This is a genomic window from Parabacteroides hominis, from assembly GCF_014287585.1.
Taxonomy (GTDB): domain Bacteria; phylum Bacteroidota; class Bacteroidia; order Bacteroidales; family Tannerellaceae; genus Parabacteroides; species Parabacteroides hominis.
The window spans coordinates 79399-102097 of sequence record NZ_JACOOJ010000007.1 but is presented as its reverse complement, the minus strand read 5'-3'; the positions used below and the strand labels follow the sequence as shown (position 1 = coordinate 102097).

At 42.1% G+C, this 22699-nt stretch carries 16 protein-coding genes; 2 read left to right on the top strand and 14 right to left on the bottom strand.

The features are described from left to right. Positions 1 to 6: 6 nt before the first annotated feature. The 14 genes from H8S65_RS06010 to H8S65_RS05945 form a co-directional block, all read right to left on the bottom strand. Positions 7 to 2550 (bottom strand): adenosylcobalamin-dependent ribonucleoside-diphosphate reductase, encoded by a 2544-nt coding sequence (locus H8S65_RS06010; protein ID WP_186929095.1) that lies wholly within the window; start codon positions 2548 to 2550, stop codon positions 7 to 9. Between the two features lie 254 nt (positions 2551 to 2804). Next, entirely contained in the window at positions 2805 to 4193 is a 1389-nt protein-coding gene (gene dnaA / locus H8S65_RS06005; RefSeq protein WP_186929094.1) for a chromosomal replication initiator protein DnaA, read from the bottom strand. Between the two features lie 379 nt (positions 4194 to 4572). Further along, on the bottom strand, positions 4573 to 5457 hold the full coding sequence (locus H8S65_RS06000) for an MlaD family protein (RefSeq protein ID WP_186929093.1): 885 nt from the start codon (positions 5455 to 5457) through the stop codon (positions 4573 to 4575). A gap of 34 nt (positions 5458 to 5491) precedes the next feature. After that, positions 5492 to 6697, bottom strand: coding sequence for an N-acetylmuramoyl-L-alanine amidase family protein (locus H8S65_RS05995; RefSeq protein WP_186929092.1), 1206 nt, complete (start codon positions 6695 to 6697; stop codon positions 5492 to 5494). Positions 6698 to 6823: 126 nt separating this feature from the next. After that, a complete protein-coding gene (gene rplI, locus H8S65_RS05990; RefSeq protein ID WP_186929091.1) occupies positions 6824 to 7267 on the bottom strand; it encodes a 50S ribosomal protein L9 in 444 nt (147 codons plus the stop codon). Between the two features lie 21 nt (positions 7268 to 7288). Beyond that, entirely contained in the window at positions 7289 to 7558 is a 270-nt protein-coding gene (rpsR, locus tag H8S65_RS05985; RefSeq protein ID WP_007654155.1) for a 30S ribosomal protein S18, read from the bottom strand. Positions 7559 to 7560: 2 nt separating this feature from the next. Further along, complete coding sequence (gene rpsF, locus H8S65_RS05980) at positions 7561 to 7914, bottom strand: 30S ribosomal protein S6 (RefSeq protein WP_186929090.1); 354 nt, start codon at positions 7912 to 7914, stop codon at positions 7561 to 7563. A 262-nt stretch (positions 7915 to 8176) separates the two neighbouring features. Continuing rightward, the gene (locus H8S65_RS05975; RefSeq protein ID WP_186929089.1) at positions 8177 to 9286 is read right to left on the bottom strand and encodes a metallophosphoesterase; all 1110 of its coding nucleotides are present in this window, start codon (positions 9284 to 9286) and stop codon (positions 8177 to 8179) included. 54 nt (positions 9287 to 9340) lie between these two features. After that, positions 9341 to 11089, bottom strand: a complete 1749-nt coding sequence (locus tag H8S65_RS05970; protein WP_186929088.1) for a RagB/SusD family nutrient uptake outer membrane protein — start codon at positions 11087 to 11089, stop codon at positions 9341 to 9343. Positions 11090 to 11100: 11 nt separating this feature from the next. After that, a complete protein-coding gene (locus H8S65_RS05965; protein WP_186929087.1) occupies positions 11101 to 14652 on the bottom strand; it encodes a TonB-dependent receptor in 3552 nt (1183 codons plus the stop codon). A gap of 130 nt (positions 14653 to 14782) precedes the next feature. After that, complete coding sequence (locus H8S65_RS05960) at positions 14783 to 15733, bottom strand: FecR family protein (RefSeq protein ID WP_186929086.1); 951 nt, start codon at positions 15731 to 15733, stop codon at positions 14783 to 14785. A 262-nt stretch (positions 15734 to 15995) separates the two neighbouring features. Then, a complete protein-coding gene (locus H8S65_RS05955; protein ID WP_255489047.1) occupies positions 15996 to 16535 on the bottom strand; it encodes an RNA polymerase sigma-70 factor in 540 nt (179 codons plus the stop codon). Positions 16536 to 16723: 188 nt separating this feature from the next. Further along, positions 16724 to 17944: an alkaline phosphatase family protein gene (locus H8S65_RS05950; protein ID WP_186929084.1), complete on the bottom strand. Its 1221-nt coding sequence runs from the start codon at positions 17942 to 17944 to the stop codon at positions 16724 to 16726. Positions 17945 to 17970: 26 nt separating this feature from the next. Further along, on the bottom strand, positions 17971 to 19935 hold the full coding sequence (locus H8S65_RS05945; RefSeq protein ID WP_186929083.1) for a sensor histidine kinase: 1965 nt from the start codon (positions 19933 to 19935) through the stop codon (positions 17971 to 17973). 168 nt (positions 19936 to 20103) lie between these two features. On the opposite strand from H8S65_RS05945, the gene H8S65_RS05940 reads away from it, so the two are divergent. Both H8S65_RS05940 and H8S65_RS05935 read left to right on the top strand, forming a co-directional pair. Continuing rightward, entirely contained in the window at positions 20104 to 21105 is a 1002-nt protein-coding gene (locus H8S65_RS05940) for an alpha/beta hydrolase (protein WP_186929082.1), read from the top strand. Positions 21106 to 21217: 112 nt separating this feature from the next. Then, positions 21218 to 22699, top strand: coding sequence for a capsule assembly Wzi family protein (locus H8S65_RS05935; protein WP_186929081.1), 1482 nt, complete (start codon positions 21218 to 21220; stop codon positions 22697 to 22699).

Genomic DNA, 22699 nt, shown 5'->3' with positions numbered 1-22699 from the left:
TTCCAATCATCCGCATCTTGAAGCGCCGCAATTGGTACAAATCAGGCAACCTTCCTGGTAGACAAGTGTTTCATGTCCGCAATTCGGGCATTTCTGGCCTTTTGCTTCCATACCGTTCGGCAGGTATTTCTTCAATGCGCGTTCCACACCGTTCTTCCAGGTGTTGATCGATTCGTTATTCAGCTCCATGCCCTGAACCAGCTTGATCACCTGGTCGATCGGCATGCCGTAGCGCAAGACGCCGGAAATCAGCTTGGCATAGTTCCAGAACTCAGGGTCGAACTTGCCGTCCAGACCTTCGATCGTCATCTTGTAACCACGCTTGTTCTTGAACTGGAAGTCGTAATGCTTCTTACCGTCCTCGTCATAGCTCTTGATAATGCTACCCTTCGAAACGTTCTTCGGCAACATGATTCCTTCGTCGTCATCGGCAAGACCGGTGAAGATTTCGTACGGGCGGCCATTCAGCAAACCGACAAATGCGATCCACTTCTCGCGGTTGTTCTGGAATTTCACCACATCGGCTTCCAATTCGCGCGGACGGGTAGCCACGATAACCGGCGGCTCCATGCAATTGCAATCCTCTTTTTTCTTCTTCTTGTTATCCGTAGACAACAATACGCCTGAACGGGAACCGTCGCGATAGACCGTACAGCCCTTGCAACCGCACTTCCAGGCTTCCACATACAAAGAGTTCACAAGGTCTTCCGTCACATCGGCCGGCAGGTTGATCGTCACGCTGATGGAGTGGTCCACCCATTTCTGGATGCGTCCTTGCATACGGACTTTCTGCAACCAGTCTACGTCGTTGGAAGTTGCTTTATAGTAGGGAGACTTGGCAACCAACTCTTCCACCTCTTCCTGCGTATATTTCTTGGAAGCGGAGAAGCCGTTAGCCAACATCCAGGTTACGAACTTATGATGGAATACGATATATTCTTCGAAAGCGTCACCCGTTTCGTCTACGAAGTCGACGCGTGCCTCCGCATCGTTCGGGTTCACCTTGCGACGACGGCGGTATACGGGCAGGAATACCGGTTCGATGCCCGAAGTAGTCTGCGTCATCAAGCTGGTCGTCCCGGTCGGGGCGATTGTCAGACAAGCGATATTACGGCGGCCATATTTTACCATGTCGTCATATAGCTCCGGATCGGCTTCTCGCAGGCGGTTGACGAACGGATTCTTTTCTTCCCGCTTCGCATCGTAAATTTCGAATGCGCCACGCTCTTTGGCCATTTCCACCGAAGAGCGGTAAGCGGCCAAAGCCAACATCTTCTGCACCTTCTCGGCAAAATCCGTTGCTTCTTCCGTACCATAACGCAACCCTAAGGCGGCGACCATGTCGCCTTCGGCGGTGATACCCACACCGGTACGGCGTCCTTGCAAAGTCTTTTTCTGGATCTTCTCCCACAGGTGGCGTTCGCTCTGTTTTACCTCCAAAGATTCGGGATCGGCATCGATCTTCTCCAGAATCTTCTCAATCTTTTCAGATTCCAGGTCGATGATATCGTCCATGATACGTTGTGCCAGGATAACATGCTTGCGGAACAGGTCGAAATCGAAATAGGCATCCTTCGTGAACGGGTTAACGACATACGAATATAAGTTGATCGCCAACAGACGGCAACTATCGTACGGGCACAAAGGAATCTCACCGCAAGGGTTGGTCGAAACCGTACGGAATCCGAGATCAGCATACGAATCGGGCACTGACTCTTTCAGGATCGTATCCCAGAAAAGCACGCCCGGCTCGGCCGACTTCCATGCATTATGAATGATTTTCTTCCAGAGTCCGGCCGCATCGATCTCCTTCACGGTGGTGGGTTCAGACGAGTTGATCGGATATTGTTGTTTATAAGGAGTCCCGTTGACTACCGCCTGCATAAACTCGTCATCGATCTTCACAGAGACATTTGCCCCCGTCACCTTCCCTTCCGTCATCTTGGCATCGATAAACGACTCCGAATCCGGATGCTTGATGGAAACGCTAAGCATCAAGGCTCCACGACGACCGTCCTGGGCCACTTCGCGGGTTGAATTTGAATAACGTTCCATAAAAGGGACCAAACCAGTCGATGTCAACGCCGAGTTTTTAACAGGAGATCCTTTCGGACGAATATGTGATAAATCGTGACCAACACCGCCACGACGTTTCATCAACTGCACTTGTTCCTCATCAATTCGAATAATCGCACCATATGAATCGGCTTCTCCATCCAATCCGATTACAAAACAGTTAGAGAGTGAGGCAATTTGAAAATCATTGCCAATTCCCGTCATCGGGCTTCCCTGCGGCACGATGTAGCGGAAATGATCAAACAGGTTAAAGAGTTCCTCTTCCGACAACGGGTTAGGATACTTCTTTTCTACACGGGCAATTTCACTTGCCAGGCGGTGATGCATGTCTACGGGGGACTCCTCATAGATGTTCCCGAATGCATCCTTCAAGGCATACTTATTTACCCATACTTTTGCGGCCAATTCGTCGCCGGTAAAGTAGTCCAGTGAAGCTTTAAACGCTTCATCGAAGGTGTAAGTTTTACGATTCACGATTGTTTTAAGTTTAATGATGTGCAAGTTTAAGCATAGTTTATGGATTAGCCAAATTATTCAACAAAGAAAATATACATTGTTGACAAGTTTTCCCTTTCGCTTATAAACCACGTTATTTATCAACAGCTTATCCCTTTTCATTGGTTCTAAAAGTTTCCCAAAAAGAAAACCTGCCCTACAACAAGGTTTCCCAAAAACAGAAAAAGGACGCAGCCCGCAAGCGCATCCTTTCATATAAATATCGCATTAAATCAAGCTTTGAGCAAAGCCTCGATCTCTTCTACCGAAGAGCGGAAAGATTTATTCGTTTCGATCTGGTCCTTTACCGTCTTGCAGGCATGCAGGACAGTTGCATGGTCGCGCTTTCCGACGATCTTACCGATATGGGAGAAAGAGCTGTCGGTGTACTTCTTCGCCAAGTACATCGCAACCTGGCGTGCCTGTACGATTTCCCGCTTGCGCGAGTTGGTCTGGATAGCGGCCAGTTCCAGGTTATAATATTTACAGACTACATCCTGAATAGATTCCACGGACACCTGCTTCTTTTCCAACTTCACGACACGGCTCACCACCTGTTTGGTCAAAGGCAGGTCGATCATGCGGTTGAACGCCGTAGAATAGGCCAGCAAAGATGCAACGATACCTTCAACATCACGTACGTTCTCCGTCACGTTACTTGCAATAAAATTGAACACGTCGTCCGGAATCACCACTCCGTCGTGGCTGATCTTATTCTTTAGAATCTTCTTGCGCAAATCCAGATCAGGGCGTTCCAATTCCGCCGTCAATCCCCATTTTAAACGCGTAAACAAACGTTCCTCCATCCCATGCAGGTCTACAGGCGCCTTATCGGAAGTCATGATCAACTGCTTGCCTAACAAATGTAGATGATTAAATATATGGAAAAACGTATTTTGGGTTTTATCTTTTCCGATCAATTCTTGGATATCATCCAAAATCAGCACATCCACTCCTTGATAGAAGTACATGAAATCGTTTGTCGTATTTTTCCGGATAGCCTCCGTATATTGCACCGTAAAAAGATGAGCCGAAATATACAACACCCTCTTTTCCGGATGAATTTCCTGAATACGGTTACCTATAGCATGACACAAATGCGTCTTGCCTACTCCCGATGCGCCGTAAACAAACATCGGATTATAGGTCTTCCCCGGCGTTTTAGCAATCTCTTCACTGGCAGAACGAACCAGACGGTTGCTTGTTCCTTCAAAATAATTATCGAAGTTGTATTTAGGATTCAAATGCGAATCCCAGTCCTGGCGGGCTTTAGATTCGAATAAAGAAGGGATTTCCGCACTTTTCTTGCCGGTACGGGGAGCGTCATTACCGGTAGGCAAAGTAATCATGCCATCTTCTTTCACCTTATCAACGACCTTGATACGATAGTTTAATATCGTACCCTGCCCTATCACACGATATAGCGTAACTTTCAATACGTTCACATACTTCTCTTCCAGATACTCGTAAAAGAACTGGCTGGGTACTTGAATCGTAAATTTATTATCCTCGTATGATAATGGTATGATAGGCTTGAACCATGTGTTAAAAGCGGCCTCAGGGACGATGTCCTTAATGACTGCGAGGCATTTATTCCACAAAGTTTGATATTCAGTTTGCATGATTTTTGACTCTCCCAACTATACTTACAACTTCAATTTTTATTTTTACGACTACAAAGTTTAGAAATTAATTCCGAAAAAAAAAGTATCATTTTGTTTGGAACTTTTGATTGTTCAATATCCTGTTTATTGTCAAGCAGTTAATTCCAACAATCTGAATATCTTCGTTTTAAAACATTAGAATTACAAAAAGCCTTTGTTTAAGAGCATTCTTCAGCCCCTCGCTTTTCCGGGTAACCGACTTCAAAAAAGACCTTTCGATCAAGTTATATTTCTCTATCTAAAGGTCTTAGAGAAGCCAACCTTCTGTATTTTATATTTTTTCGTTTAATTGGAATAATTCTAAATAAACGGTTTGTACAAGAAATCTTACGCTATCTTAAAATACAGAAAAATGTACATACCTTTTGGGGTTCTGCCTCAAATCGAGCAAAAGCTTGGAGGCATTGTCCGCCGTACTATTCAAGTTATCGTAAAGAGCACGGTCGTTCAACAGAAGCCCCATACTATTATCCTTAGAGTTCAGCTTACGCGTCATCTGCTCCACGTTATCCAACGTTGCATTCACCGCATTCACGGTCGTTGCCAGATCCAGCTTCTTCAAATCCGTGCTGACATCGGCAAAGTTTCCGGTGATGACCTTCAGGTCACTCATAATGCCCGGTACATCCTTGCTCAGCATCTGGTTGAGCTGGCGGGAAGAAACAGCCAGGCTATTGGTCGTTTTCTCGATATTATTCAAAGACTGAGCCAATGCCGGATGATTGACCAGCGTTTGCAAGCCGCCCAGGATCGAATCGATCTTCGGCAATAACAACTCTACCTGCGGAAGAATCTTTTCCTGTACGGATTGCATCATATCCGTCTCCATCCGCCCTTCAATCGTTGCGCCGGGCTTCAGATAGTCGTCTACATACTTGTTCAGATGGATATGCAATTCACCACCACCGAGGAAACTGTTCACGATCGTAATATAGCTGCCTTTGTTAATCTTCATGTGATCTTCCAGGCTGATATCGATCGAAATTTTGTCGACGGCATCATAGTCATAAATGATCTCACGCACCAGACCGACCTTAAAACCTTCTACGAATACAGGACTCGAAACCGTCACTCCCTTTACATTCGTACAAGCCACCACATAATGGTTTGTCGGTTTAAACAGATTGATCCCTTTCAAGTAATTAATTCCTAAATATAGCAATGCCAGACTGACTATAGACACAAGTCCGATCTTTGCCTCTTTGGTGAATACATTTTTCATTTCTTCTCTGTATATAATATAAATTCTGTTACTATTAATATTTTACTTTCTTTCCATCCTTAAAGGCGACTATAAAAGCGTCTTTAAAATCTTTCGCTACCTGCCGGCGCAACTTACGGATAGAATCGAAACTCGTTGTTTCGCCATACGTGTACTTATAAATGCCTTTCTCGATAAAACAATCGACATTCTTATATCCTTTAAACAATTTAGAACCGGGAGAAAGTTTTTTATCCGAGGTAAGTATTTGTATTTTATAAACCGTTTGCCCCTTTTTAACTTGGCTCGCCTGCTTTGCTGAAGCTACCGGCTTGGACGCACGGCTCCGATTGGCTTCCTCTGTTTTGTTCTTTTGGCGAATATATTCTTCACTTCCCGGAGGCGCGGAAATAGCCTGATTATCACCGGCATCATCTGCAACTTCCAATATTGGAGCGACACTTGCATTTCCGGCCAGCGCACCGCGCTTGCGGTCATATTCCCACTTATACTTTGTAAAAGCATTATAGATAGCGGTAGCCAGCTTGCTTTGCCCTTCCTTCGTTTTCATGAAGCGCTCTTCCGCCGGATTCGAGATATACCCTAATTCCACAAGAATACTCGGCATACTCGTCTTACGCAACACAAGGAAACCCGCCTGCCGCACTCCCCTGTTATTACGCTTGACGGAAGTAAAGCATTTCTGCACCTCCGAAGCCAGGCTGATGCTCTGTTCCATGTGCTTATTCTGCATAAATTCGAAAATAATATACGATTCGGAAGAAGTCGGATCGAAACCTTCGTACTTCTGCAGATAATTATCTTCCAAAAGGATCGCGGAGTTCTCGCGCATAGCCACTTCCAGATTCTCGTCCGTACGGGCCAGACCTAACGTATAAGTTTCCGTTCCCGACACCGAACTTCCCCTCTTCACCGCATTCGTATGAATGGAGATAAAAAGATCCGCCTTATTCCGGTTGGCGATGTTCGCCCGCTCGTCCAATTCGATAAAGACATCCGTTTTGCGTGTATAAATGACTTTCACATCATTGTGCTTTTCCGATATCAGGCTACCGAGCTTGAGGGCTACCGCCAGGTTAATAGCTTTTTCATTGATGGACGAGCCACGCGCACCAGGGTCCTTCCCTCCATGCCCGGCATCGATCACCACCGTAAACGCCTTTTCCTTTGCCTGCGACACAGGTAAAACAAAAAACAAAGCTATTACCAAATTGATATATAGAAAAGTACTTTTTGCCACTTTAAAAATTTCTTGCAAATTCGAGACAAATGTAATGCTTTTTGATGAGTAAAATTAGGCTGATCTGAAATAAAAAAAGGGCAATTCGCAAGGAATCGCCCTTTTTATCTTTTATCCGGTATGGGATTACTCAGAAACTACTTCAAAAGGAATTTCTACCGATACTTCTTTGTGAAGTTTCAGGATAGCTTTGTAGCTACCGACTTCCTTAACAGATTCCTTGATGTAGATAATCTTGCGATCTACTTCAAAACCAGCTTTAGTCAATGCATCAGCTACCTGGATATTCGTTACAGAACCGAAGATTGTACCTGTTGAACTTGTCTTAGCACCGATTGTCAGGGCAACGCCTTCCAGCTTAGCAGCCAAAGCCTGAGCATCTTCTTTGATCTTAGCCAACTTGTGAGCACGCTGTCTCAAGTTTTCAGCCAATACTTTCTTTGCAGATTCAGACGCGATAACTGCTTTACCCGTGGGGATTAGAAAGTTACGTCCGTAACCGTCTTTAACTGTTACGATATCGTCCTTGTAACCTAAGTTGATTACATCTTCTTTCAAAATAACTTGCATATTCTGTCTCCTCTCTTTTTATTATTTCATTAAATCGGTTACATAAGGAAGCAACGCCAAGTGACGAGCTCTTTTAACAGCCTGAGCGATACGACGCTGGAATTTCAAAGAAGTACCAGTGATGCGACGCGGAAGAATCTTACCCTGTTCGTTCAGGAATTTCTTCAGGAATTCAGGATCTTTGTAATCGATATACTTGATACCGTTCTTTTTGAAACGGCAATATTTTTTCTTTTTAACGTCTACTGAAGGCGGAGTCAAATATCTGATTTCTGATTGAGTTGCTGCCATGATTAATTCTCCTTTACTGTTTCTTTAGATGATTTCAAACTTCTTCTCTTTGCGGCATATTCTGCTGCATATTTGTCCTGGCGGAAAGTCAGGAAGCGAATCACACGCTCGTCACGACGGAACTGGATTTCCAGAGTCGCGATAGTTTCCGGATTTGCTTTGAATTCAACCAACTGGTAGAAGCCTGTTGTTTTCTTGTCGATAGGATAAGCTAATTTGCGCAAACCCCAATTTTCTTCGTTCACGATTTCAGCACCCTGTTCTTTCAGGAGGTTCGTGAATTTTTCTACCGCTTCCTTCATCTGAGCGTCAGACAAAACGGGAGTCAAAATGAAAACGGTTTCGTAATTGTTCATAAAACGCTGTTTTGTATTGTTATTACTAATAATTTTTGCGGTGCAAAGGTAAGAAGTTTTTTTTACTGGCAAACCTTTCTCACCATTTTTATTTATACAAATACATTTTCGAGGGGGAAACAACACCAAATGGCGGCTTACCCCGTTACCACGGTTTTATATTCGCTCTCCTTCTTTCCTTTCCAAAGAGCCGAAGAGACATGTCCCTTTTCATCATCCAACAACTTGTACGTTTGTAGAAATAAATATAGCATTCTTCATTTCACTCCAATTCAAAAATAAATTCATTGTATGATTCACGATTCCAAGCCAAATGCCTAGTAGAAGGAGAAATCGCAAATAACGGTGAAAAAGTCTTTACCTTAACAGTTTTCCCATCAGGCAAAAACTCAAGAATACGAAGCCATCCATCTCCGCCATTTCCTCGCCATCCACCACCAAGTGCTTGTGTATTAAACATCATTTGAGGAACTATTTTACCTAACGAATTCCGATCTTTTCTGAAACCAACAGCACCATTCCAATCATCAGGAGCTGCAGTATGGCCACATAAAACAAGACTTATATTCTTAGATGGTTTCACTAATTTCTGCCAAATATCTTCTCCCCAATTTGGAGTTTCAAGTTTAGAACTTTCGCTAACAATACGCTCATTTTTACGATTTATATCATACATATAGGAATGAGTAAGAAGTATTACTTTATGATCAATATATTTTTGCTGCTTGATGATTTTTTCAGCCCAAGCAAGTGTAATATCACATGGAGCATACTCTAAAACCAATATCAAATACTTATTTTTTTGAGGTGTAATAATTTCATATGACGCATTTGCCAATGTTGGATATCCTTCCGCATCTGTTCCAACGTCACGCAAAACTCGTAAATTAAGCCGATTGCGATGCGATGGAAAATAATCATCAAAAAAAGTTTGCCTATTTCTATTGGGCAAAGATGTATAATCATGATTACCAGTAGCCAATGCATAAGGCACTATACCATCCAAACGTTCAAACGACTTAGAGACGGCCTCCCATTGCTGTACACTTGTCTGATTTGCATTTATCCCATCAGGATTCAAGTAATAATTATGATTTACCAAATCACCTGTACAAACCACCATATTTATATTTAACGAATCAACATGAGAGGCAATCCAAGTTATCATCAAATCAAATAAAGGTTGATTACGATCAAATGTAATATAAGCTTGTGGATCAGGAAGCATAATCATCGTCCACGAGTCAGGATTACTCAATTTTGGAGACTCAAAAGCATTCTTTCCTATTAACACACTCGGGAAACAGAATACAACGACTAATATAGACAATCGCAACATAATAATTTTTTTTAATCTATTAATATTATACATTTATTAAGAAGGGGAGCATAAATATTAACCTATGCTCCCGCAAATAGATCAGATCTAATCTATCCCATCATCCCAACCAGGATTCTGTGTTAAATTAGGATTTAACAATCGCTCTTGAATTGGTATTGGATAGAAATAATCTTTATCTTCATCCCATATTTTCTGAATATGAGGGTTGACCATAACATTACCGCTTTCACCACTTTCTAAAATGATATCTACACCAAGTTTGTAATATTGAATATCACCCGCATTTGGTTTTTCATCTTTATAAATACAAATATCAAACTTACCGTCATCATCCAAATCATATGATCCTGTAGCCGGAAAATACATGCCTTTAAATGGTTCAAGAAAACAAGCTGAAGCTTCTTTCCAACGCATTACATCATCCCAACGGAATGATTCCATCACCAATTCGATTCTTCTTTCACGACGTATTTCCAAAATTACCCCTTTATTTTCACCACAGACCGCTGGGTATAACTTCGCTATATAAGAATCAGGATCAGCATTGGCATTTACCAGATTCAATCCAGGCATACCCGCGCGACTACGAATCAAATTAATGGATTTATCCAAATCTTCTTGTGTAATAGTTCCACGTTCTGCCTTTGCTTCCGCATAATTTAATAGAATTTCTGCATATCGCATAAGAGGCATCGCATTGCATGATCGATCATACTGATCATATTTCGGTGATGTAAGATACTTAATGATTTGATATCCTGTCATACAAAGTGAAAAATCCGGAACTAAACGCGTTGTTTCTCCAATACGGGTATAACCGGGAGTACGAATTGTTTGCGACAAGCGAGGATCACGATTTTTCACCTCATCCACAAAAGTCATTTTTTCATATCCTGGAATATCCGTAAAACGATTTCCATCTAACATCAAATAACTATTTACCAATCTTTTTTCCAAACCATTTCTACCTTGTCCCGGAGAAGTCAAATAATAGTTTACATAATGGTATATTTGAAGAGCGTCACTATACAGTCGAGCTAAAATCACTTCCGTTTCAATAGGATCAATAGACGCAAACAAGTTTAAATAGTCTTTTCCAGGATTACCAGTGTTATACAATGCATAACCACTTCCTTTCATCAGTTGCTCTGACGCTTCTATTGCTAAATCCAACATACTCTCCCAGCCTGAAACAGCTAATTCTGTATGATATTTACGAAAAGTTCCCTCATATAAGCATATACGCGATTTCAATGCCAATGCTGTCCATTTACTTACCTGATCAACAGTCCGGTCAGCAGGCAAATGTTCAATAGCAAAATCGAGATCTTTTATCATATTATCAATAACCAAAGTTCGCGTATCTCTTTTCTTTTGAAGAGCTTCTGTATCTTTATCTGAAATGACTTTATCATACCAAGGTACATCTCCGAAACGTTTTACCATATTAAAGTAATAATACGCTCGAAAAAATCGAGCTACTCCATCATAACGTGCACGTACATTTTCGTCATCACACTTCACTGAATTTTCAAGATAAAAATTGATATTACGTAATGTACCCCAATCCCAGCCACCACCACTAGTAGGAACTGTTCGTTGGCCTGTCAATTCATCCGCCAAAGTATTTGACACAATATTATCGACTTTCTCTGAAAAAATCCCTACAGCACCAGGTAAAATATTATAGAATGAATTAGTATACAAACGCAGATCATTTTCATTTCTAAAATAAGTTTGCGGACTGATTTTATCTTGCGGATATTGCTCCAATTGGTCAGTACAAGCCATTAATACCAAACCTACGATAAATATAAATACTGTTCTTTTCATTTTTCCAAGTTTTAAAAAGTTATGTCTAATCCTACAGAAATAGTTTTTGACAAAGGATATAAGTCACCATCTTCATTAGCAATAGCTTCTTCCGGATCAATATAATCAGTTACTAAAGGAGACCAAGTAAATAGATTCTCACCACTAATATAAAAGCGACAATGCTGTACTCCTATCTTTTTCGTCCATTGCTCTGGTAATGTATATCCAATCATCAAATTTTTCAACCGCAAATATCCTATATTCTGCAAGTATCTGTCATTTTTAGCATTACTATTCAAACAGCCCGCTCCATCTGCTGCAATATAAGTCCTTAACACAGGGAAATAAGCATCTTTATTGTCTTCCGTCCAAACTAAGCTACTGAAATTTTCAGGTATAAAATTATTGTAAGGTCTTGATAATGGCCCCCAAAATTTACCAGAATTACTCCCAGGATACCAATCACGTTTTCCTATTCCTTGGAAAAATAATGATAAATCAATATTATTCCAATTTAGATCCAAATTCATACCATAATTATAACGAGGTTGCGAATTTCCTATTTTCACCAAATCGCCATGATCATCCAATGTATTTTTACCTTTATTGATTACTTTATCACCATTCATATCTACGAATTTAAGGTCTCCACCACGGAATCCTCGCCAATCACCCTGTCCATTATAAATATATGCACCCATAAGCCTCTGATCTATATCATAAGCAGCAGCTTCTTCATCCGAACGGAAAAGACCATCTGTTTTATATCCCCATATTTCTCCATATTCCTGTCCTACATAATAGGTAGAAAGCAAATTTGTTGGATTATTAAATTTTGTAATCTTTGATTTATAATCACCGAGCATAAAAGCAACATTATAAATAAAAGGTTTACCTGCCAACTTGAATTGGTCTTTCCAAGAAATAGATATTTCATATCCTTTTGTTCTTAATTCACCTGCATTTTGCTTAGGAGAATTTGCCCCAAACACTGCAGGAAGTAGTTCTCCATTTATCAGCATATCTTTCGTATCACGAATATAGGCATCCCCTGTAAATGATAAACGACTATTCAATAAGCTAAAATCGACTCCAATATTTTTAGTTATGACTTTTTCCCAAGTCAAATTTCCAGGAATAGGAGCAGGCGCACTAACTGTTTGAGTTTTCTCTGAGTTCATTATCCAATTACTCAAACTCATACCCATCGTGGATATATAAGGATAACTATTAGAATTCAATTGATTCCCAAGCTGACCATAAGAAGCACGTATTTTTAGATTATCAACTATTTTTTTTGCGGGCTGAAAGAATTGTTCTTCACTAATTCTCCATGCTCCAGAAAAAGAGGGGAAAAAGCCAAAACGACTCCCCTTTTCATATCGTGAAGTACCATCATAACGACCGTTTACTTCCAACAAATAACGGTCAGCATAACTATAATTCACACGAAAGAAAGTACCAAATAATACATATTGGCTGGCTCCTCCACCAACCGTCATGTCTCCAGTCCCCAAATTTAAATCATTCAAATCCTTAGACAATAAATTTTTACGACTAGCTGACAAATTCCTATACTTTTGGTTTTCGTAATTTATACCACCCATTATAGAAAAATCATGTTTACCTAAAGTATTAGAGTAGCTCACGTATATATCCATTATCTGTTTCGGATTAAACGATGTCATTTTTTTGTATTCATCCTTATTATAATTCGGGACATCCTGTAACACACCTGGTTGAATAGAATATTGAACTACTGTTGAACGATACCAATTATCATTCATATAAAAAGAATATGTATAATTAGCATTGAATAAAAGATTTTTAATCGGCTCAAAAGTCAAGCCTGTTGTAGTCGTCAGTTCGTGCAATCCTCTAACACCCTTATTATAAGGATCTGCCAGTAATGCTGTAACACCATTACCTATAGAATAACCGTTTTTTGAGGTTGTATAAGTAGAAGTTCCATCTGGGTTAAGCGGGGCATATGCAGGAATAGCATGATGTCTCAGATTTATAAAACTAGTATTAGCCCCTCCTTCCATACCATAATATAAATAATTACTATCGAAATATTGCGTATTATTTGTAATCTTTAAAAAAGGAAAAATCTGAGCACTAACTTTACTACGAAAAGAATATGACTTGAAATTATCCTTATTAATTTTCAGGATACCATCTTTACTATAAAACCTTCCTGAAAGCATATAATTCAACTTTTCACTTCCTCCTGTCACGTTTATACTATGTGAATGGGATAATTGATGATCAGTAAAAAAAGTATTCCACCAATCATAATTTCCATAATAATTATAAATATCTTTCCCGTTTACATTCTTCACAACTACCCAAGGTCGTGAAGGATCCTCCATCTTATCAAACTGACGAGCCTTTAGCTCTGCATAATCCTCCTCCGTATAGCGAGTATACGTATTTCCGGTGGAACGGCGCATTGCCTCATCATTTAACATAACAGATTCATAGCCATTTGTCATAAAATCTGTATTAGATATTGGACTAGAAGATGCTAAATATCCACTATAAGTTATTTTGGTTTTTCCTTCTTTAGCATTTTTAGTTGTTATCATAACAACACCAAAAGCACCACGAGCACCGTAAATAGCAGATGCAGCAGCATCTTTTAATACGGAAATAGACTCGATATCATTGGGATTAATACGATTTAAATCCCCAGGTATCCCATCAATCAACACTAAAGGTCCTCCACCATTTATGGATGTTAATCCACGCACATTAATTGATCCTCCTCCCCCTGGTTCTCCACTATTGAATGTTATATTCACATTTGGCATTTTTCCTTGTATTGCTTGCGAAACATTTGCTATCGGACGACTTTCTAATTCTTTCGCAGAAATATGCTCAACTGCACCCGTTAAATTCACTTTTTTCTGTGTTCCATATCCAATCACTACCACTTCTTCCAAAGCCTCTGCGTCTTCTTTTAATATAACATTATACGAAAGGCTATTTTCGACTTTGATTTCTTGGGACCTATAACCTATATAAGAAAAAACCAGTGTTGCATCAGGATTCACTTCTAAGGAGAAGTTGCCATATAAATCTGTTATTATGCCATTGGTTGTTCCTTTTTCAACGACATTCACACCGATGATCGGTTCGCCATTCCGATCCACCACCTTTCCTGATATTTTTTTCCCTTGTTGCTGAAGTTCAGGAATTGCATCGTTTTCTTTTCGCGTAAGTACAATGTTCACCCCTTCTACTGTAAATGTCAAGCCTGTATTTTTCAACACTGTGCTTAATACGTCCTGGACTGACTGTTTTTTTGCACGTACAGATACTTTCTGCTTCAAATCTACATCGCGATTTGAGACAAACAAATAATCCGTCTGCTTTTCAATCTCATCCAGGACTTCTCCCAGTTGAACCCGATTTTTATTCAAACTAACTTTCGCATTTTGAGAATTTGCCTGACCAGCAAACGCGAAACATGAACATAATAGTAAAGAACAGGTTGTTAACTTCATAACTCTACGTATTTGGTTCCACCCCGAATCTTTTTCTTTAAAAGACTCAGGTAAAAAATAATTTTTCATACCTTTGTGATTGATTTTAAATTAATAAGTATATTAAAAATGTACTGGAGAGCCGGTGGTTGTTGGAGCAACTGCCGGTTCTTTTTTGTGTGTTTCTCATGTGTCCTTCCTCATAGGCTAACTGATTTTATTAGTTAATATATATGATGTTTCTCTCTTCATCCCGCTTGTACTTGAAAGGGAAGTCGTTTTGCAAAACGCGTAAGGCATGGTCTACGCCATCGGATATCCGTAGCTTCCCGCGATAACACAGATCCTTTACAGCTTGGTTGTTGACTACGATCTGCACGTCATAGAACTTTTCAAACAGTTCCATGATCGCATTAAAAGACTTATCTTCGATATAGATCAAACCGTCTTTCCAGCGATAGCTGTTGGGGTCTGTTGTCGGTACGACCTGCAACGCCTCACCTATCAACTCTGCCGTTTGGCCCGGAGAGAGGTAAACGGCTTCCGGGTTCTTCGTATTGTAGAGTTTGACCTTACCTTCATAGAGCATTGTGCGAAAATCCGATTTGTCTTTATAGCTCTCTACATTGAAAGTAGTCCCCAGCACCTCCACGTCATATTTGCTCGTTTTGACAATAAAAGGCTTTTTATCTTTCGCCACTTCAAAATAACCTTCGCCATCCAATTGAATTTCGCGGCTCGTCTTTGAAAACGCCATCGGGTAGCGGAGAGATGTGTTGGCATTCAGCCAGACATTTGTGCCGTCCGGAAGCTGGATATTAGTACGGTTGCCCGCCGGGACATATACACACTGGAAAGTCTGCGCCAACTGATCTGCCCGGTAGCCATCATACAAATAAAAACTGCCCAGCAAAATCAAAACCGAAGCGGCCACTTTCAAGGACCATTCCCATACAGGATGCAGATGGAAACGTTTGCCGGAAGCAGTCTTTGCGGCAGGCTTAACCGCAGCTTCGTCTACGAGGATTGAAGCATCGAAGCGAATCCGTTCGCGGATAAAGCGTTGACGGTTGTCTTCGCTACTTTCAATCCATTGCCGTATTGCCTCCTTTTCTTCTTCCGAAGCCTGCTTCAGAAAGTAACGGACAAGTATATGTCGATCTATTAGCATTGTTCTTCTTTTTCCTGTTTCTATAGGTAGAGCAACTCAGCTATGAAAAATCCCAACCGTAACCGGACTTTTTTTGCGTAACGCAAGTATTTTTTGTCGGCAACCCCACACTACGAACTATTCGTTTGTTTTTCTCATCAATTCCAGACACTGTGAGAATAAATTCTCACCGGCATGAGAATTTATTCTCATCACGTTAGGAAAAGTTTCTCACAGGCATGGGAAAAAGTTCCCATAGCTATGAGAAAAACAAAACATATGCTTAATTCAGGAATAACAATACGAGGGGAATGTAATCTTTCAGTTTCAGGAGAAGATGGTCGTTGGCTTTATTGATATGGTAGTCCACCTTTTGTTGGGAAACGCCTAAGATCGCTGCAATTTCTTTCCTTGATTTATAGTCCAGGCGGTTCAACACGAATATCTGGCGAGTCTGCTCCGGCAATTCGGACAAAGACTCCATGACGATTTTCATTATATCTTTGGAAAAGATCGTGCCGTAGCTTTCGTCTTCCAATGTCTGGATACGGGTTGTGATTTCCCAGTCATGCAGTTCCGTACGGTTCTTGCTGTATTCGATTTCCACTTGGATATGCTTCAGGTAATTCAGGCATTTGTTCTTGACGGACTGTAGTATATATCCTAAGACGTCCGTATCGGCAGGCAACTTCTGTCTATTTTCCCAATAGTACAACAAGGCATCATGTGTCATGTCTTCGGCAGTCGGCAAATCATTTACATAATAGAAAGCATATCTTACAAAACGCTGGTAGTAGGCATTGTAAAAGACGCCGAAATTCATTTCCGAGTTAATGTCAAAAGGATTTATTATGTCTCTCCGATTCTCCAAGTGCAAGTGCATGTGTTATTAATTATGCAAAAATAGCTTCTCCTAACGAGATAACCCAAATTCCAACGGATTAATTTCGCTTGTTAACAACAAATGCACTTATTCCAAGATTTGGCGGAAACGGTTTGCCACCTTATTAACTATCGTTTCAGCCAACGGTTTAAATGGTTATTGGGAGTGACCAATACGAATTTATAAAAATCCGATTCAGGAAGGGATGTCAAATCGACCCGATACTTCCGGGTAGCGGCTGGCACGGCGGCCACCTTTATCCATTCGTCCGGCTGACCGGCCTTAAACTTGTTGTCGCACGCGGCATAAATCGCCACTTCTGCCTTTTCAGAAAGGCAATCCCAGGATAGCTCGACCGATTGGTCGTAGGGGGAAGTTTGTAATCCGCAAATATCGACATCCCCGATAAAAGGCATTCCATCTTGTTCCCACAAAACGTCCTGAGGGACCTGCAATCCCATAAAGCGGCAAACAGAAGGGGCGATATCCGTAATGGCAAGCCGTCCGCTTTTAAAATAATCGTTCACCGGAAGGTTTGTAGAAATCCAGGTAGTCCGCTCGCGCAGGGATTGCCCGCCATGCCCGTATCCGCTTTCCGTACGACCGTGATCTGTAGTTACCACCACCATCCATTCTTCGTCGAAATTGGCTTCCCTGTATTTTACGGCTTCCCATATACGGGCAACCTGCTCATCCGCCTTTCTTACATATTCGTCGAAGTAAGCGCCATTACCGGCCAGATGCCCGGCGTCGTCCGTGTACCACAGATACACCCAACTCAAATCGGGAGCGTCTTCACGGATGCTTTTGGATGCTTCGAGCGACACCTTCTCGTCATAATCGAAGACATGCAAATCTTTCTCTTTATGAGGGAAACGAATGGTGTCAAGGTCATAACCGTCTTTTACGATATCGATCTTCAGGCGGTTCGTTTCCTCTTTTCCCTCTCCTAACAATACCGTACGGTTGTCCGTCCAGCTTGAATAGATAGCTGTTTTACAGGGTTGCGGCTGTTCTTTGGCTATGCGGAACAGCGTCCAGTAATTGTAGTTCGGTTTCAGGTTCGAATTGCCTCCCACATTATGCTTGTTAAACCAAGTCGCGGTCAGCAGGTTGGTATATCCGATGGCGGAGATGGTCGGAGTCTGGGAATAACCGCCTATCTCGCCTCCCGTGTATGCCCGGCCGTAAGCTCCTTTCGAAGCGATATCGAAGATAGCCGGAGTATGTAAACGCTCGATCTGGTCTGCAGGCACTCCATCCACGATGACAAATACCGCTTTCCGGTTCTTTGCCGCCAAATGGATGCAGCAAAAACAAAATAAGAAAAAGTAACACAATGTTTTCATGATGATTATATATAAAAGAATGAATATCACACAGGAAAAATAACACTAAAAGTAGAACCTTCTCCCTGTTTGGAGCGAACTTCCATGCGACCGCCGAGCTTTGTCACCAGGGCTTTGGAGATAGCAAGCCCCAAACCGACACCGGTTGTCCATTCCGTCAGCTTGACAAAACGGTCGAACACGCGTTCCAACTGGTCTTCGGGTATTCCTTCACCCGTATCCGTTACATAAAAACAGATCTCGTCTGCCGCCACCTTGTAACCGAAACGGATATAGCCTTCGTGGGTGTGCTTGATGGCGTTGGTCAGTAAATTCGTAAGGACTTGCGTCAGCCGGTTCCGGTCCGTATGAAATGTAAAACGGGGACAATCGTCCAAGAGCAATTCTACGTTCTCCGGCATCCGCAAAGATATAACGCTATGGATATCTTTCATCAATGCCTGCAAATCCTGGTCCGTAAATACAAATGTAAGTGTATTCGACTCTATTTTCGAGATATCCAACACGTCTTCTATCAGGCGTTGCAGCAGTTCGTTGTTGTTTTGGATGATCTTGGCGAACTCCCGGCGCGTCTCTATGTCGCTTTCTTCGGCTATCACTTGCGAAAACCCGACTATTGCATTTAAGGGCGTACGTATCTCATGGTTCATGTTGGCAAGGAAGGCTGACTTCAAATGGTCCGCCTCTTCCGCCTTTTCTTTTGCTATTTTCAAACGGGCTCCATAGCGGTGGCGGGAGTAAGCCAGGAAACCCAACACGCCGCAGAGCAGGAGCAAGACAATGGCGCCGCCACCGAACACCCAGGATCTGGCACGTGACTTTTCGGCCTCCAGCTCCAGTTCCTTACTTTGCAATTCCAACTTGTCGACTTCCCGTTGTGTCCTTAATTTGGCCAGGTCTTCATAATATTGGGCCTGGATGACCGAATCATGCACGACTTTCGAATCCCTGTAGGCTTTGGCCGATTCCATTCCTTTCCCCATTTTATAGTAGATATCGGCTCTGATGTCTTCCACCTTGATCCAATCGTTAAAGCGTTTATTATCCGAAAGGGTCTGTTTCAACCAATCTATAATCGCCAATGCCTTATCATACTTTCCGACCAGGTTATAATAATGCATCCAAAGGAATGATTTCATAAGCCTTTCCGTATTCATATTATATTGTTGCTCCAACTCATCCAATTTTTGCAAATGAAAATAAGTAAGCGCAGGGTCTTTCTGATTGATATAATACTGGGCGGAATAAAGATGATAACTTTGTTTCAGAACAGGCAATGAGTGTTCTGTATCCAACTGGGTGATTCCTTCTTTTTCACAATTCTTGATGCAGGTATCCAGCTTGAACAGGTATTCCTGCTTCGATTCTTGATTCAATAACAGCCGCAAAAGATAATACCGGCGAATGCGAGAAACTCCTCGCTCTTCCATTCCCTGCAGGATTTCACGGCATAAACTGACACCTTCTTCTTTTAAACCGATATTGAAATAAAAGTTGGCCAAGGCTTGGTTTGCCATGTCGATACCTTCCTGATAATTAAAACGCGTAGCCAATTCTTTCAAACTCTCTACTTCTTTAATCACCTGGTCATGGGTTCCGGCATTTACCAAGGTATAAATGTTCCAGCCTTTCACACGGCATAAATCTACGATCCGGTTAGTGGCAAGATAAATAGGTTCGGCTTGTTTCAGGTAGAACCGAAGGCTGTCCGGATTTCTGGAATAGTAATAACGCATGATCGACAATAAGGCGTTCCCTTTGTAGTGGTCGTTCTTTTGCTTCTGGGCCTCTTCCAAAAGCATATCCGCATATGTCTTAAACACTATGTTTCGATTGTTTTGATAAAGTAATTCGTTAAGCCTTATCAACTTACTACTATCCGGCAAGTTTTTAAGTTCTTGTCGCAAATCATCAAGGTCATTTGCAACGGCCTTGCTTACAACAGAGATCTGTGTAAGGATAAAACATATAAAAAGTAGCGTATTTTTCATTCTATACTCCGAGTATCAACTCTTCTGTGTTTTGCCCTGCAAGTTAATCATAAGAAACAAAAGTTACAACAGATAACCCAAGATATATAAAGAAGATTGTATTTTTGTAGTCTTAATCTGCAACAAACTTCAGAATGAACGCGTTATAGTAAAGAAATAAAAACGGATATGGCACGGAAACTATATTTTACAATCTTATCACTGCTCTTCGTATTTGTACTTTATGCTCAATACGTTCCGGACGTGCTGGGCGACGGTTATCTGCGCCGGACCATCCAGATGCCGGATGATTACGAGGGAAAAGTTGTCTGCACGCTTGTCAAGAAACCGCAATTGCCGGAGACTAAACAGGCAATCCTGTATATACATGGCTACAACGACTATTTCTTCCAGAAGCAATTGGGCGACAGCGTGAATGCCCACGGTTATAACTTTTATGCTATGGATCTCCGCAAGTACGGACGCTCGATCCTGCCGAACCAGAATCCTTTCTTCTGCAAAAGCCTGAAGGAGTATTTCGCTGATCTCGATACGGCCCTGGCTATTATCAGGGAAGAAGGGAATGACAAAATATTGCTGATGGCACATTCTACGGGTGGATTGATCACGCCATATTATCTGAACAGCAAAAAAGGTAAACTTCCCGTCGACGGATTGATATTGAACAGCCCTTTTCTGGACTGGAATTTCGGATGGATGATGGAAAAGATCGTGATCCCTGTAGTTTCCTTTATCGGAAAGCTATTCCCGAACCTGACCGTACAGGGATACGGGGATGCTTCGTACGCCCACAGCCTGCTCAAACAGTTCAAAGGGGAATGGGAATATAATACGGACTGGAAGATGATTAACGGCCATCCGAAAAAAGCCGGATGGATAAACGCCATACAGGAGGCGCAGAAAACGGTGCAGAAAGGGATCGACTTGGACTGTCCGGTACTGGTGATGTCGTCAAACAAGTCGTTCCCGGAGACAAAGGAATGGAATAACGAATATCTGTCTTCCGACATCGTGCTGGACGTGCACGATATTCAAAAATATGGACAGAAACTGGGCAATTATGTTACGCGCGACACGATTCAGAACGGGATTCATGACCTGATACTCTCTGAAAAGGACTCGCGCGACCATGTATATCGCACGGTATTCGACTGGTTGCCGGGGAAATAAACATCGATTATTCTGATATTTGTATTTTCAGAATGCTTATACTTCTTTTCGAAATGAGATATCGGCCGGTAAGTTTTAATCCTTACCTTTGTCCGGTTAAAATAAATATGGAATGAAAGCCTTACAGACAATCATTGCAGTTGCCGCTCTTTTCTATTCTGCAGATACTTTTGCACAGACGGAAGAAGTGGAAGATGCAACCTCATATAAAGCGGAAGCTTTCGGATCGGTTAGCAGCGGATCGACCACTCCATTCTGGATGGTGAGCAACCGGTACGGGATAGTTCCCCTGGATGCCAACAACGGTTATCTCAATGCCGGAGTATTTCATCAGCAACATTTTGGAAAGGGATTTCGCTGGAGCGTAGGACTGGATCTGGTCGCTGCCGTACCCCGTTATCGTAATGTGTTTATCCAGCAGATATATGCCGAGTTGGGATATAAAAGCCTGCTTCTGAGTGTGGGGAGCAAAGAAAACCGGCATTCGCTTTGGGATCATTCCCTTAGTTCCGGCGACATGGTGATCTCTTCCAATGCACGCCCGATTCCGGAAATAAAGCTGAGTATGCCGGAGTTTACCGTCGTTCCGCTCACAAAGGGATGGATGCAGGTGAAGGGAGACTTTGCGGTAGGCAAGTCTTTCGATACCGGGTATCTGGAAGATTTCTCCAATGGCAAACAGACGTATGTGAAGAATGTCCTCTGGCATCATAAATCTGTTTATGTCCGCATTAAAGACACGAAAAACGATTTCCCGCTTTCCGGCATTATCGGCGTACAGCATTGGGCGCAGTGGGGCGGGACATCCAGTGATCCGAAAGTCGGCGTGCAACCTCATTCCCTGAAGGATTTTATCCGGGTGTTTTGTGGTAGCGAAGGTGGAGGCGATGCTACATTGTCGGATCAGATCAATGTGCTGGGCAATCATTTCGGTTCGTATGATTTCAAACTGGAATACACGATGCCGGACTGGAAACTGGCGGCTTATTACCAACATTATTTTGAAGATAAATCGGGTATGATATTCGTGAACGGGACTGATGGACTTTGGGGAGTACAGATGGATTTACCGCGTTTCCCTTGGTTGCGGAAGGTCGTAACGGAATATCTGGTTACCCGTAATCAGAGCGGACCGTTCCATTTTATTCTCTTCGATCATGATAAATATCAGGGCCCTGGTGGTGGTGGAGATGATTACTATAATAACGGGGAATATAAAACCGGTTCTTCTTATTTCGGACATGCAATAGGTTCTCCTCTTCTGACATCTCCCCAATATAATACGAACGGGGATGTGGATTTCAAGAATACGCGTGTCCGTGCCTGGCATCTGGCTTTTGAAGGAGATCTGTCGCCAATGGTTTCCTATCGCCTTAAATACACGCTCATGAATAGCTGGGGGAAACCTTACGCCCCGTTCCTGAATAACAAAAGAAGCAACTCCGGGCAGGTGGAAGTCAAATATCGCCATCCACGCCTGCAAGGTTGGGAATTTACGGGAGCCGTAGCCGCAGATGCGGGTTCACTCTATGGAGATAATGTCGGTTTAAGCCTGAGTGTTTGCAAACGCGGCATTTTAAAATCCTGGAAATAG

Bases quoted from the DNA above. Each gene is read 5' to 3' on its own strand.
- dnaA (WP_186929094.1), bottom strand. From the start codon at position 4,193: ATGCAAACTGAATATCAAACTTTGTGGAATAAATGCCTCGCAGTCATT.
- H8S65_RS06000 (WP_186929093.1), bottom strand. From the start codon at position 5,457: ATGAAAAATGTATTCACCAAAGAGGCAAAGATCGGACTTGTGTCTATA.
- rplI (WP_186929091.1), bottom strand. From the start codon at position 7,267: ATGCAAGTTATTTTGAAAGAAGATGTAATCAACTTAGGTTACAAGGAC.
- rpsR (WP_007654155.1), bottom strand. From the start codon at position 7,558: ATGGCAGCAACTCAATCAGAAATCAGATATTTGACTCCGCCTTCAGTA.
- rpsF (WP_186929090.1), bottom strand. From the start codon at position 7,914: ATGAACAATTACGAAACCGTTTTCATTTTGACTCCCGTTTTGTCTGAC.
- H8S65_RS05975 (WP_186929089.1), bottom strand. From the start codon at position 9,286: ATGTATAATATTAATAGATTAAAAAAAATTATTATGTTGCGATTGTCT.
- H8S65_RS05970 (WP_186929088.1), bottom strand. From the start codon at position 11,089: ATGAAAAGAACAGTATTTATATTTATCGTAGGTTTGGTATTAATGGCT.
- H8S65_RS05965 (WP_186929087.1), bottom strand. From the start codon at position 14,652: ATGAAAAATTATTTTTTACCTGAGTCTTTTAAAGAAAAAGATTCGGGG.
- H8S65_RS05960 (WP_186929086.1), bottom strand. From the start codon at position 15,733: ATGCTAATAGATCGACATATACTTGTCCGTTACTTTCTGAAGCAGGCT.
- H8S65_RS05955 (WP_255489047.1), bottom strand. From the start codon at position 16,535: ATGAATTTCGGCGTCTTTTACAATGCCTACTACCAGCGTTTTGTAAGA.
- H8S65_RS05950 (WP_186929084.1), bottom strand. From the start codon at position 17,944: ATGAAAACATTGTGTTACTTTTTCTTATTTTGTTTTTGCTGCATCCAT.
- H8S65_RS05945 (WP_186929083.1), bottom strand. From the start codon at position 19,935: ATGAAAAATACGCTACTTTTTATATGTTTTATCCTTACACAGATCTCT.
- H8S65_RS05940 (WP_186929082.1), top strand. From the start codon at position 20,104: ATGGCACGGAAACTATATTTTACAATCTTATCACTGCTCTTCGTATTT.
- H8S65_RS05935 (WP_186929081.1), top strand. From the start codon at position 21,218: ATGAAAGCCTTACAGACAATCATTGCAGTTGCCGCTCTTTTCTATTCT.